The sequence below is a fragment of the Algoriphagus marinus genome, from assembly GCF_001936475.1.
Taxonomy (GTDB): Bacteria; Bacteroidota; Bacteroidia; order Cytophagales; family Cyclobacteriaceae; genus Algoriphagus; species Algoriphagus marinus.
This window is the reverse complement of sequence record NZ_MSPQ01000013.1, coordinates 1-13,437: the sequence shown is the minus strand read 5'-3', so window position 1 is coordinate 13,437 and position 13,437 is coordinate 1. Positions and strand designations below refer to the sequence as shown.

10 protein-coding genes are annotated in these 13,437 nt (G+C 36.3%); 9 read left to right on the top strand and 1 reads right to left on the bottom strand.

Translation table 11 applies throughout. From position 1 onward, the window contains the following. Positions 1 to 7: 7 nt before the first annotated feature. From BVC88_RS17510 to BVC88_RS17470, 8 genes are all read left to right on the top strand, one after another. Positions 8 to 2,767 carry an outer membrane beta-barrel protein gene (locus BVC88_RS17510; RefSeq protein ID WP_075352025.1) on the top strand — a complete coding sequence of 920 codons (2,760 nt, stop codon included), beginning with the start codon at positions 8 to 10 and terminating at the stop codon, positions 2,765 to 2,767. 172 nt (positions 2,768 to 2,939) lie between these two features. Then, the gene (locus BVC88_RS17505) at positions 2,940 to 4,154 is read left to right on the top strand and encodes a PQQ-dependent sugar dehydrogenase (RefSeq protein WP_075352024.1); all 1,215 of its coding nucleotides are present in this window, start codon (positions 2,940 to 2,942) and stop codon (positions 4,152 to 4,154) included. 379 nt (positions 4,155 to 4,533) lie between these two features. Continuing rightward, positions 4,534 to 5,862, top strand: coding sequence for a tyrosine-type recombinase/integrase (locus tag BVC88_RS17495; protein ID WP_245803673.1), 1,329 nt, complete (start codon positions 4,534 to 4,536; stop codon positions 5,860 to 5,862). 138 nt (positions 5,863 to 6,000) lie between these two features. Beyond that, entirely contained in the window at positions 6,001 to 7,374 is a 1,374-nt protein-coding gene (locus BVC88_RS17490; RefSeq protein ID WP_083639143.1) for an AAA family ATPase, read from the top strand. Beyond that, positions 7,367 to 8,215 carry a DUF4435 domain-containing protein gene (locus BVC88_RS17485; RefSeq protein WP_075352021.1) on the top strand — a complete coding sequence of 283 codons (849 nt, stop codon included), beginning with the start codon at positions 7,367 to 7,369 and terminating at the stop codon, positions 8,213 to 8,215. Before BVC88_RS17490 ends, BVC88_RS17485 begins: the two co-directional genes overlap by 8 nt. 169 nt (positions 8,216 to 8,384) lie before the next feature. Beyond that, a complete protein-coding gene (locus tag BVC88_RS17480; RefSeq protein ID WP_075352020.1) occupies positions 8,385 to 9,107 on the top strand; it encodes a uracil-DNA glycosylase family protein in 723 nt (240 codons plus the stop codon). Positions 9,108 to 9,283: 176 nt separating this feature from the next. Continuing rightward, on the top strand, positions 9,284 to 10,429 hold the full coding sequence (locus BVC88_RS17475; protein ID WP_139316598.1) for a DUF6090 family protein: 1,146 nt from the start codon (positions 9,284 to 9,286) through the stop codon (positions 10,427 to 10,429). A 184-nt stretch (positions 10,430 to 10,613) separates the two neighbouring features. Then, entirely contained in the window at positions 10,614 to 11,702 is a 1,089-nt protein-coding gene (locus BVC88_RS17470) for a serine hydrolase domain-containing protein (protein WP_175574443.1), read from the top strand. Between the two features lie 268 nt (positions 11,703 to 11,970). Here the strand turns inward: BVC88_RS17470 and BVC88_RS17465 are convergent, their stop codons facing one another. Then, complete coding sequence (locus BVC88_RS17465) at positions 11,971 to 12,525, bottom strand: cupin domain-containing protein (protein ID WP_075352017.1); 555 nt, start codon at positions 12,523 to 12,525, stop codon at positions 11,971 to 11,973. A 104-nt stretch (positions 12,526 to 12,629) separates the two neighbouring features. On the opposite strand from BVC88_RS17465, the gene BVC88_RS17460 reads away from it, so the two are divergent. Beyond that, positions 12,630 to 13,268, top strand: coding sequence for a TetR/AcrR family transcriptional regulator (locus tag BVC88_RS17460; RefSeq protein WP_075352016.1), 639 nt, complete (start codon positions 12,630 to 12,632; stop codon positions 13,266 to 13,268). Positions 13,269 to 13,437: the final 169 nt, after the last annotated feature.

Here is a 13,437-nt window from a genome sequence, read left to right as displayed (position 1 = left end):
CACTAAAATGAAGTATTATCTTTTTCTTTTCATATTTTTTAGTGCTTTTCTTACTGCTCAAGCCCAAAACTTTTCCATCAAAGGGAGAATCATGGATGCAGCCTCAAAAGAAAGCATTCCTAATGCCACAATCTTATTGTTGAATTTTTCTGACTCCCTACAAGTAGATGGCATGATCTCAGATTTGGATGGAAATTTCATCCTTGAAAACATCAAAGAAGGTGAATACTTGATGAAAGTCCAGTATTTGGGCTATGAAAACCTATTCCGAAATATCCAGCTTCAAGGAGATCTTGACTTGGGAAATGTCATGATCCGTGAGACCGCTACTGATCTCAATGAAGTCACTATCTCAGCCCGAAGATCGACCGGAACACAGAAAAGTGACACGACGATGTATAATGCTGACGCTTTCAAAACGATGAAAGATGCCAGTGCGCAAATATTGGTAGAAAAGCTTCCCGGTGTTTTGATGGTGGATGGAGCACTCCAAGCCCAAGGTGAAAACATCACCCAAATATTAGTAGATGGAAAGCCATTTTTTGGAGGAGATGTGAAAACAGCCTTGCAAAACCTGCCGGCCGAAGTAATTCTAAGTATTGAAATATTTGATCAGAAAAGTGATCAAGCGCTATTGAGTGGATTTGATGATGGTCAGCGACAAAAAACGATCAACATCATCACCAAACCCAATCGCCGCAAAGGCCAATTTGGAAGGATTACTGCTGGCTACGGATCAGATGAGCGCTACCTGGCCGGAGCAAGTATCAATGCATTTAATGAAGATCAGCGGATCACATTTACAGGTCTGACTAACAATATCAACTTGCTGGACTTCTCTGCCGACCCAAATGCACAGGACAATTCCAATCCTCAAAATGGAGTCATTGACACCAATATCCTAGGATTGAATTTTTCAGATGAATGGGGAGAAAAAGTAAAGGTCTCAGGTAGCTACTTATTCAGAAACCGAAAAAATGTAGGCATCGAGTCCCTCTACCGGGAATTTGTGACGAGCACACAGGAAGGACAAACTTATACCGAAGATAGTCGTGAAACTCGAACCAATCAGGATCACCGCTTTGATATGCGATTGGAATATCAAATCGATGCGAAAAACAGAATCATTTTTCGTCCGAGATTCTCAGCGGCCTTTGATAAGGAAAACTCCTCATTTATCGGTGAAAGTGTCAACCTTGACGGCCCTCTAAACCGAACTGAAAATACCCGGGCTGCAAACAATAAGGACTACGATATTTTCAATCGTATCTATTACGGTCATAAGTTTGACAAGGAAGGCCGAAGCTTGACCGTAAGGTTGAGAACCTCAAATAGCTGGAATCGCGATGTTGCCATTCGAAGAGCAGATAATACCTTTTTCCAACCCACGGAGCGAGTGGAGGTTATCAATCAACAAATTACGCGTGATCGGGATGGGAATTCTTGGGAGACCGGAATTTCCTACACGGAGCCTTTGGGAAAGAACGGACAAATGGAATTGGAGTATCAAATCGGAAATCGTCTTGATAATTCAGACCAGTTGACTTTTGATATCCAAAGCGAGGATCTGACCAATGTAGAATTAGACACCGCCCTGAGTAACTCCTTTGGAAGTAAATACCTGACTCAAGAAATTGAACTGGGCTATCAGTACAAGTTGGAAAAAATGCAATTTCAAGTAGAAGGTCAATTCCAGCACGCCAGACTGGATAACAGTCAGATCTTCCCTGCACCATTTGAATTAGAGCGGACTTTCAAAAGCTTCTTGCCTACCGTTCGATTTGATTATCAGTTTTCTGAGTTTACCAATTTGGAAATCGACTACGATACGAATGTAGACGCCCCTTCTGTACAACAGTTGCAAACTGCGATTGACAACTCGAATCCGCTCCAACTTCGAACCGGTAACCCAAACTTGGATCAGTCCTATTCCAACCGAATTCGATTCAGATTCAGAACCAGAAATCCAGATACCGATAGATCTTGGTTTGTTTTTGCTCAATCAAGAATTGTGGCAAATACCATTGCCAACAGCTCATTTATCGCAGAAGAACCAACTGAGCTTCCGGGAGGAATAATCTTAGAAAAAGGCTCGCAACTTTTCCGTCCTGTGAATTTGGATGGATTTCAGGATTTCAGATCTTGGGTGAGTTATGGAATGCCACTTGGCTTTATCAAATCCAACCTGAATGTCTACGGTGGATTAAGCTATAACAAGCGCCCTGGACAAGTCAATAATGAATTGAGCTTCAACAATTCCAACCGGATCAGCACTGGTCTCTCCATTGGCAGCAACATCAGCGATCAAATCGACTTCAATATTTCGACGCGATTTTCTTGGAACAATGTGACGAATACCCTGAATCCAGCTTTGGACAATAAATTTTTCAACCAACGAACCCGACTTAATCTGAGCTGGATCATCTGGGAAGGATTAATCTATCGTTTGGATCTGAATCATCAAATCAATAGCGGATTATCTGCAGGATTTGACAACGATTTTCTCTTGATGAATATGAGTATCGGAAAGAAAATATTCAAAAATCAGCGTGGTGAAATCTCCTTGAATGTCTATGATCTCTTGGGACAAAATGCCAACGTGCGAAGAAATATTACCGATATCTATATCGAGGATACGCAGACCAATGTACTCAGCAGGTACTTTATGCTGAGCTTTTCCTACAACCTTCGTCGATTCAGCAAAGGAATGGATATGGAAGATTACAATGAGCTAGTGAATACCGGCGGCGGGGATGAACGAAACTAATTGAATCAAAATCGGGAGAAAAAAATCACTATTCAATTACAAATCCTTCTTAAATCGACGAGCTAAGGAATTATTTTATTCTGAAAAACCTGAAGCACAAAAGACCTGAATTGCAATTTTATCAGGATCATTGTAAATTCTAAAAATTGGTTTTCGTCAAAATAAGGTGAGCATGCTGAATTTTTTATTGATTCATTTACGAAAAAAGGGATTGGGATTTTTAGGTTTCCTGATGATCTTTTTCGTGATCAGCTGTCAAAATCAGCAACTTATGCCTGTGGACTCTCCCTATCCAATGAGTGATGACCAGTTTTCATCAGATACCCTAGTCAGGGGATTTAAAATCCCTTTTGGGCTGGCAATTTTAAACGACAACGAATATTTAATTACCGATAGAGTAGGCATTTTATACCATTTCAAAAATGGGGTTTTAGCTGAAATCAAAGGACTACCGGCAGTTCAGACTTTCGGAGATCCTGGATTGCCCTTCATCATTAATGGTGGATTGATGGATATCAGTTTTCATCCAAGCTACCCTCATATCCCTTGGGTCTATGTCGCCTATTTTTCAGAAAACTCCAGACTCAAGCTGATCCGATTTAAATTCGAGAATGAAAACATCACAGAAATAGAACCACTTTTTGAAACCCGTACTTCAGGGTATTATGGAAATGGAACTAGAATCGCCTGGCAGGATGACAAGCACTTATTTTTAAATATCGGAAACTCCAATATCAGCACTGTATCAAACCCTGTTCTGGTTTCTCAGGATTTAAAGGAAGATTGGGGAAAGATTCATAGGCTGATGGATGATGGAAGTATTCCTGCGGACAATCCTATTTTGGAAGGATACAGTGAACCGATCTCGATTTGGAGCTATGGTCATCGAGATGCACAAGGTCTAGTTTATGACCAAGACACTCAAACTTTATTCGCTGCCGAGCACGGTCCCAAAGGAGGAGACGAGTTTAATATTATCCAAAAAGGAGGAAATTATGGCTGGCCTTTATTTACCTATGGCATTGATTACAGTGGATTACCCGTATCGATGATCTCAAAAGATTCTGCAGCCACCTTTACTATTTTACCTGAACACTACTGGACTGTGCCCACCAATGACGGAGGAAGGGCAATCGCTCCCTCTAGTTTATTATTGGTTAAAAACAGCTCAATTCCTGCATGGAACGATCAATTTCTGGTTCCGTCCTTGGCTTTCCGAAGATTATTAAAATTCAACCGGGAAACAGGTATTACTGAGGGATTACCTATTACAGGAAGAATCCGGACTTTGAAACAATTGCCGAGTGGAGATATTCTCGCTTTGATTGAAAAAGACAACATCAACAATTCCAATGGGTACATTTTACGAATAGGAAAGTCTAACTAAGCCTTATCCCCTTTCCTCTTAAGACTTGAATCAGTAAAAGTGAATCCTTGACCGATTTAGCAAAGGAATGGATTCGGCTGACTACAATAAGCTGGTCAATACAGTCGGGGACGATCGGAACAAATTAGGTCCTGTTTTATGCTTAATTTTTTCCAAGTTTGTCTTTAATGATAATCCTGCAAGCCGGGTTAAAGCGAACAATTTGCAGCAATTCTTTAGAACAAAAGTTTTTACTATTTTTTTAACTAATTAAACCTTACATTTAGTAGAGTTGCGGATACCCTTTAAATAGAGCGATATCCGCATGTTTAATTTTTTTAGAAATATGGGCGAAAACTTGATTTCAATCCAGGTCATTGGTAGAAAAATTCTACTCAAAATGCCGAAAAATGAGGAGGACATTTCTCTAGTTAGAACTATTCCCTATGTAAGATGGAATAAACAAAACTTTCTTTGGGAGATTCCCCATTATCCAGGGAATTTAGAAAGGCTCATCGCCTATTTTGGAGATCGTGTGCATTCCATCACCAAATCCGAGGAAATTCCAATCAATCTATCAGGTCATCCCACAATTCAAAAAGATCAAGTATTGATGATCCGAACCAATTCAGGTAGGATTAAATTGATTTTTGGATACCTGACGGAGCTGATCAAGCATATCAAGACTATTCCCTATCACCACTGGGACAGTAAAAATAAATGGTGGACGATACCCTATTCGGAGCAGTTTGAGGAAGAAATAAAAAAGAAAATTGTGGAACTTGGGCTAAGGTGGAAATTTGAGCAAGAGGAGAAAAGCGGAGTGGTACCCAAAGCCAGCACTAAGCTATTTGATACCTATAAAAAATGTCCCGAAGAATATATTCACAAGTTAGAAGAGCGAAGATATAGCCCACAGACGATCAAAACTTACACTGCATTATTTACCGAATTTATAAATTACTTCCCACATCAAGATCTAGATGAACTCACAGATAAGGAGGTGATGGATTTTTCGAGGTATTTGGTAACACTCCGTAAAGTGTCAGCCTCCTACCAAAACCAGGCAATCAATGCAATCAAGTTTTATTTTGAAAAAGTAAAAGGGGGTTCAAGAAAATTTTATAACATTGATAGACCTCAGCGGGAAAAAATTCTACCTCAGGTATGTAGTGAAGAAGAAATAGTTAGTATATTCAGATCCACCGAAAACCTAAAACATCGGACGATTTTAATGACGATCTATTCAGCAGGATTACGAATCAGTGAATTAATCAATCTAAAGATCGCACACATCGATTCCCAACGCATGCAGATTCGTGTGGTGCAGTCGAAAGGAAAAAAAGATCGGTACACGCTGCTATCTCATAAAAACCTTAAGCTACTCAGGGAATATATGCGGGCTTATAAACCTCATGAGTATTTGTTTGAAGGGCAGACAAGCACACGCCAACTACCCGTACCCTATACATCCAGGAGCATTCAGTCCTTTCTCAAAGAGTCAGTTAAAAAAGCTGGGATATCCAAAAATGTTACAGCACATACCTTACGCCACTCCTTTGCGACCCATCTCTTGGAGCATGGAACAGATTTGAGATATATCCAAAGTCTGCTTGGCCATGAGAGTAGTAAAACAACTGTCCCGATAGCTATCGGGATAACTCATATTACAACTAAGGGATTTGATCAAATCGTAAGTCCCTTGGATCAGTTGAACTTGGATGACTAAAGATAAATCAAATATACCCGCAACTACCTTCGCAATGCATGCTTATATGGATGCCTTACGAATGTTGTTGCAGAAACACAAACGTTACCAGTAATTGCAACATAGACACATAAACAGACATCAAATAAAAAAAACAAAATGAGAATATTAAGATTTGAAGGAAATAAAGTTCACGACTATTTGAATATAAACGTTGAATTTAATAACGATTTGTCAATTGTGACAGGAGTTAATGGTTCCGGAAAGACTACCGCAATCATTTTGCTTCAAGCAATCCTTTGCCCTAACATTAAGGACTTAATTTCAATTCCCTTCGAAAAACTTGAACTTGACATTCTTTATTCTAATATCGAGTATAAAATTGTTGTAAAAACCGAGAAAAGTATAATTTCTGTAAGTGTAAGCAATATTGACGAACCTTTAAAAATCGACAAGAGAAAACTAGAAGAGTTTGAATATATTCAGTTTAAACAAAAAGAAGGCATTGAAACTAACGATTACATTCTTAAAAGCATATCGCCACATCCAGTAATGGACTTTATTCAAGAGCTACCTTCACCTATTTTTATTGGCCTTGAAAGGCGAATAGATGAATCACAATCTGACAAAGATGATTTCCTGATGGAGAGAAGAATGTTTATGAACAAATCTAGACACGAAATCTCTCAATATAGAAGGCAATATAAAGGCACTCTTGGGGTGAGCCTTTTGGAAACAGAATTTCTTGTTCAAGCAATGTATAAAAGGATTAAGAAAATTGAAGATGGATATACTTCTGCAATCCAAAAACAAATATTATTGAGTTATTTTGACTATATAACATTTGACCCCAAAAAGGATATTGCCAATTTGGATAACTACAACGAAAAGCGCAATCTGCTTTCAAGACAGCAGGAAATAGAAGATACTTTGAGAAAGATTGGGTATGATAATAATGCTTTTGTCCAAAAATTAAAACCCTTTTTTGAGAAACTTGAAACCTTAATTGATAGTATCAAACCATTAGAAACTGAAAAAACTGGTATTAGTATTGAGTGGCTTATAAATCGATCACAAGTAGATAAATTAGCTGCATTAGTTGAAATTATTGATGATTACAATAATAAAACCAGCAAGGCATTTAGACCAATTACCAAGTTTGTTGACATCATAAATTCCTTCATAAAAGATACTGGCAAGAAAATTTATATTGATCAAGTTGGTCATTTGTTTATTAAGAGACCAAATGGTCGAGATGTTTCAATAGACGCTTTATCCTCTGGAGAAAGACAAATTGTAATTCTTTTTGCAAATGTTATGTTTAATCGATTTACATCAGAATCTCAAGAAAATATATTAATTATTGACGAACCCGAATTATCACTTCATATAAAGTGGCAAGAAATATTTATTGAAAAATTATTAACTGCTAGTGAGAAAACACAGTTTATTCTTGCAACTCATTCACCAGACATAGTTGGTGATTTTAAAAATAAAGGTGTAAAAATCAATAAACTTAAAGGAAATGCATAACAGAGGAATCGCAGCTAAATCAGCATCGTCTCTCTTTTATGAAGAATATAATGATGTCGATATTTATATAGAGGATACAGCAGAGGGGTATCGTAAAATTTTCAAGGAACTCCTAAATAAAGCTTTGGGAACAAAGTTCAATATTGAGCAAGTTTTTCCACTAGGTGATAGAGGGCAAGTAATTGAAGAATGTAGGAAAAATCAGGAAAGTAATGGTCGTAAAAAAGTCTTTATCGTTGATGGAGATTTACATATTTTGAATGATTTTGCGACACCTGAACTTAAGGGACTTTATGTTTTACCAAGATATTGTGTTGAGAATTATCTTTTCTGTGAAAATGCTATAAGTCAAACTGCTGATGAAGAGGAATGTGAAATGGAATTGGATCAAATAAAAGATAAAATTGATTTTAATTCTTGGCTTAATGAAAATGAAAACTTATTATTAGACCTATTTATTATTTACGCAATTTGCTTTAAACACATCCCACAAGAACAGACAGTAGGTTTTAAAGTTTCTAAATTATGCATTTCAAATTCAGGTATAGTTAACACTGAAAAAGTAACCGCAAGAAAAGATGAATTATCATCAAAACTAATTGCCTTTTTTGGCGAGGAAAGACTTAATACGGAAATTGAAATTATAAAAGAGCGAATTAAAGAAAAGGATAAAAAACTCCTACGCTTTGTTTCTGGAAAAGACTATTTGTTACCTCTTCTCATTACAAGATTACAATCGTTTTTACGTTTTCCATCAAACAGTATTGCCGTCCGACTTAGACTAGCAAAAAAAGCAAATGCTGATGAATTGAAAGAAATTGAAACATATATCTATGAATAAAGCAACTACTGGTAACAGGAGTTTGGCTCAATAGCGGGTGACGAGGTTAATTAAACATTCTACCTCGCATCAACTTTTGTGGTGTATTGACAGTTTTGTGCTCCGAAATCCGCCACTGCGCCAAGCGCCAAAACGTTGGCAGTCAGCCTAAAAGACACACCCAGACAATATGCCAATAGGAGAAATAGAAATACACCCTTATCTGCAACAAGGACAAATTAACGGAGCGTCCAAACTAATTTTAGGTAGCTTCCCTGTATACGAGTGCACCGACCAAGACAATCCTTTAAAGCAACAAAACAGACAGAATGAAGGAACAATCCGTTTTTTCTATGGAAGCATTGACAGCGGACTTTGGGGTTTATACCGAGACAATATTGACGACACAATTTTATTGCCACCGAATCCAAACTTTATATTACCAAGTTTAGCTCACAGACAAATTGCAGTTTCTGACACAATCTCTTCTTGTGAAAGACACGGAATTAGTTCGGAAGACAGTAAATTAATTAGGAGAACATATAATAGACAAGGCATTCAAACTCTTATTCAAAATGGAGTAAGAAAAATTATTTGCACTTCCAAAGGTGTTCTTAAAGACCTTGAAAGACAAATTATCCTTCAAGGCAATTTACCATTTGGGCAAATTGACAACTTAGCAGGTTGCACTTTTCAAGACAACTTTATTACGGGACTAGGTGGAAACAATAATCAAATAACAAGTCCTATTGCAAAGGTTTTCATAGTGGACAATTTCCAAGTAACAGCATTAGCAATTCCCTCTCCAGGCTCACCGCAAAGACAACTGGCTCAATTTGGCTTCAACGGACATGACTGGAGAAATTATGCAGACAATTATTTTTCAAACGCATTTAATTGGCTAAACGAATGATGAAAAAAGAAGGCCTAACTGCTAACACGGGTTTGGCAAAAGTGGCGGTTCAGTGCTCCTAAGACACATTTGTGGTTAATCAAAGTTTGGTTCTCCTCATCAACATTTGTGGTGAAAATCGCCACCTTCGCCAAGCCCGATAACGTTAGCCTTCATTATGACCAACCACTAAATAAATGATAAAATTCCTCAGAAAAATTAGACAAAACATGCTTTCAGAAGGTAAAACTGGAAAGTACTTTAAATATGCCATTGGTGAAATTGTACTTGTTGTGATTGGTATTCTGATTGCACTGCAGATTAATACTTGGAATGAATCTAGGAAACAAAAGCAAGTAGAAAAACAGGTTTTAAAAAGCCTATTTCAAGAAATTGAAAAAGACAAAACTGCACTCAAGCAAATTGATTATCAATATAAAAAAGACTTACTTAAAATATCTTATTTTAGAAAACTCTATTGGAAAGAGCAGCTTAGTATGGCAGAGGCATTAGATCTAAAAAATTTTTTCGGCTTCGTTAACCGTGATGTAAACCCAAATCGAATTACTTATGATGAAATGATAAATACTGGCAAGCTGTATTATTTATCAAATCAAAACTTAGTAAACAAGATTATTGATTATTACGAACTCATAGATGGTCATATATATCTATCAAGACAAGATAGAATTGAATTTAGAGCAAATTTTTTTGATGTAAGTGATATGAAAGAATTCTGGTTAACGGTTTACGATAGTAATAATAAAGAACTAGCATATAATTTCGCAAATAATCAAAATACTGAAATATATGAAACGATGAAGGTGCTAGCAGAATACAGTCATGCTTTAACTAAAACTTCGAAAGAATCTGTAGTTAATTTATATGAAAAAGCTCAAGAGCTTCAATTATTAATTAATGAAGAACTTGATGGTTCCTTAATCTTAGTAAATGATATGAACCTGTCTGAAGAAAAAGCATTAAGAGTTGATGAAACCTTACCAAAAAACTTATCAGTATTAGTATCATCTGGCAAATCTACTGACGAAATTATTGAAATAATTAAAAATCAGGATAATGACAAAGCCAACTATGATATCTCAGAAAATCAAATCAACAGATTAGGATATTTGCTTATGGAACAAGAAAAAAATCAGGATGCCTTAAAAATATTTAAACTAAATACAGAATTATATCCAAATGGATTTAATACTTATGATAGTTATGGTGAATGCCTTTTGAAATTAGGTGATACTGAAAATGGAATAAGAGCTTATCAAAAGTCTTTGGAGTTAAATCCAGACAATACCGATGCTAGAATAATGCTTTCTCAATTCGAGTAAAATAACGAAAGGTTAACAATGTATATAAAAAATAGGTGAAATAGGCGTGTAATCAAGGCTTTTGGTTCGTTTCAAACTTTGTGTTTACCGAAAGTTTTGTGCTTTGAAATCGCCTACTTTTCATATACTAAACGTTGGCAATAATTTGGCAAAATGAACAATGACCACAAGCCGTAACCAATTTATGAATTTTCACAAACTCATATACTTCTCTCTAATCATTACAATATCCTGTTCTTGTAATGTTAGTGATAAGCAAAAACCTCCTAATAGAGATTATCAAGAATTTGACGTTTTTTTTCAAAGCATTCAAAATTTTAGCGGTAATGCACTAGTTGCTATTGATGGGGAAAGTATTTATTCCAAATCTTTTGGATATGCAAGTAGAGAGCTATTAGTAGAAAATACTATAGACACAAAATTTCGTATTGGCTCTATTTCCAAACCTATCACTGCCATTGCAGTCATGATTCTTGTCGAGAAAAGACTTATCGATGTTAACGAGCATTTAGCTACATACATCTCTGATATTCCAATTACTTGGAAAGATATAACAATACATCAATTATTGACTCACACATCAGGCCTTGCATTCCAGCCGGAAGATTGGGAGCCAAAACATGACCTTACACTTGAAGAAATATTTGAAATATATAAAAACCATCCACTAGCATATGTATCTGGCACCACTATGAATTATAGTAATATGGGATATTTCGTTCTTTCAATACTCATAGAAAAAGTTAGTAATATGCCATTTGAATCTTTTATTCAAGAAGAGATATTTGAAAAATTGGGCATGATAAATTCTGGCGGAGATTACCCCAATCGAATATTGATGCAGAGAGCGAAAGGATACGAAGTTAAAGGTGATGGAAAGGTAGAGAATGCTGATTTTGATAATATGCTACTAAAAAGAGGTGCAGGAAACATGTATTCAACAGTTGAGGATCTTTTGAAACTTGACAAAGCATTCTCATCGAATATATTACTGAAAGAAGAGACTTTGGCTCAAATGATGACACCTTATACTACTGACATAGACATGGGAAAGGATATTAACTATGGCTACGGTTTGGATATTGTTAAAAACGATTCAATAAATATGATTTTTCATACGGGAGGAGTTTTGGGCTTTGATTCAATGTTTTATGTATTTCCAGATGAAGGAATAGTTATTATTGCTTGCGCTAATACTACTAAACTAAATCGTGATTGGAGAACTGATTTTCAGAAGCTGGTTTACAAGACAATTACCACAACTGATAATTAATAAGCATTAGTACCTATAAGTCTAAAAGATGATTGCTGAGAACAATAAAAGGAAGTTGAATAAAATAGAAAGTGAAACTATTGCCAACTCTGTATATGAAATCATAGCACCCTGCGGGATGCCACGCTTCATAGACTAAACGTAGCTAATGACAGATAAAAAGGCCTGAAAATTAATAGTCCGAAATTCCAACAATAAAAACCTATGTTTTTTATTTTAGTTACTGCGACAAAACTAAGAATTTAGCATAAAGAAAATTTTTCCAACATTAATTTTTCGGAAAGGGAATAAAACCTTTATATCCAATTAGTTTCGCGAATCCACCTACTACTTTTGCCATAATCTTTTGAGCAGCTATTGGTGGCCCAACCACAAACAACTCGCCATAATATTCGTTCAAAATTGCAAAAAACTGCAAGGTGCCTGGTAATCCGGTTTTCTTATTGCATTTGCCTTGTACGTCTAAGGCGTATAACGTTTCCAGAAAATCCTCTGTTCTTAGTGCCGGTCTAAATTCAAAAATGGCTACTACCTCTTCACTACCCTCATTCGCCCATTTATGAGCAGAATTTGCCTTGGCAGTAAATTTTTCCCCCTTCTTCAAAAGTCTCTTTTCTCCATCACAGGTTACACTCAATTCACCACTCACGACTTCGAAACTCTCACTTTGGACCGGATGATAATGTAAAGGTGGTCCTTCTCCACCTGGCCTACACCAAAATTTAAATTTCATTAATTCACCTTTTGAGTCTTCTGATGTAATTAAGAATTGACACTTATCACCAAAGGTTTTGTTTTCGATTACCTGATTTGTTTTTGCCATGATTCGCTTTTTTTAAATTTTACAATTAGGTCAGTGACCCAAAGCTAGTACTTTATTTGAAAAAATAGTACAATGACCTATTTATTTTTATCTTTACATTCATTATGAGCAATAGAAGAGCAGATATATTGGAAACAGCCCTCAAATTATTTAATGAAAAGGGTATTGATGGTGTTACCACACGGGATATAGCAAAAAAAATAAAAATCAGTTTGGGAAATCTGACATACTATTTCCCCGCCAAAAGTGATATAGTAAATGCATTAGTGGAAGAATGGGGAAAGGCGGTTGATGACGCACTTACCGACCATACAGATACAAATATGAATGCTTTGACCGATTATTTTTACCAGGTTAAAATTGTTTTCGAAACTCAACTAAAATATAATTTTATTCTGCAAAAACGCTATGGCGAAATAATTAACTCATTTCCGGATGCGCAAAAATATTTGAGTGATTTTTTAAAAATCCGATTTGATTCGTGGGAGCAACTCAACAAACAACTGGTAAATGAAGAATTGGCAAGAAAGGAATTGGTTATAGAATCACATGCGCTAAGTGCCATGTTAAATATTCTGGCCATATTCTGGCAACAAGAATTTTTAATTTACTTCCCTGAGCTAACTGACAAGCAAAAGGTAGAAAAAGCGCTGGCTATATTTTTTCAAGCATACAAGCCTTATCTTACAAAGAAAGGACTTGACGAGTTGACACCATTGTTAAAAGAGTTGAAGCATTACTGACAAAATGAATAAGAAAATTAACCTTGACAAAAGAACCACTGGCTTCAACACGGGTTTGGTAAAAGTGGCGGTCCTCCCGATAGCTACCTTAGGTTTGTTTGATTGAAAAAGGGAAGATTTTAGAGTATAATTGAAGCCCTGTCAGCGACCCAGCGATAGTTTTAGATGT

Bases quoted from the DNA above. Each gene is read 5' to 3' on its own strand.
- BVC88_RS17465 (WP_075352017.1), bottom strand. From the start codon at position 12,525: ATGGCAAAAACAAATCAGGTAATCGAAAACAAAACCTTTGGTGATAAG.
- BVC88_RS17485 (WP_075352021.1), top strand. From the start codon at position 7,367: ATGCATAACAGAGGAATCGCAGCTAAATCAGCATCGTCTCTCTTTTAT.
- BVC88_RS17470 (WP_175574443.1), top strand. From the start codon at position 10,614: ATGAATTTTCACAAACTCATATACTTCTCTCTAATCATTACAATATCC.
- BVC88_RS17495 (WP_245803673.1), top strand. From the start codon at position 4,534: ATGCCGAAAAATGAGGAGGACATTTCTCTAGTTAGAACTATTCCCTAT.
- BVC88_RS17460 (WP_075352016.1), top strand. From the start codon at position 12,630: ATGAGCAATAGAAGAGCAGATATATTGGAAACAGCCCTCAAATTATTT.
- BVC88_RS17480 (WP_075352020.1), top strand. From the start codon at position 8,385: ATGCCAATAGGAGAAATAGAAATACACCCTTATCTGCAACAAGGACAA.
- BVC88_RS17505 (WP_075352024.1), top strand. From the start codon at position 2,940: ATGCTGAATTTTTTATTGATTCATTTACGAAAAAAGGGATTGGGATTT.
- BVC88_RS17490 (WP_083639143.1), top strand. From the start codon at position 6,001: ATGAGAATATTAAGATTTGAAGGAAATAAAGTTCACGACTATTTGAAT.
- BVC88_RS17475 (WP_139316598.1), top strand. From the start codon at position 9,284: ATGATAAAATTCCTCAGAAAAATTAGACAAAACATGCTTTCAGAAGGT.
- BVC88_RS17510 (WP_075352025.1), top strand. From the start codon at position 8: ATGAAGTATTATCTTTTTCTTTTCATATTTTTTAGTGCTTTTCTTACT.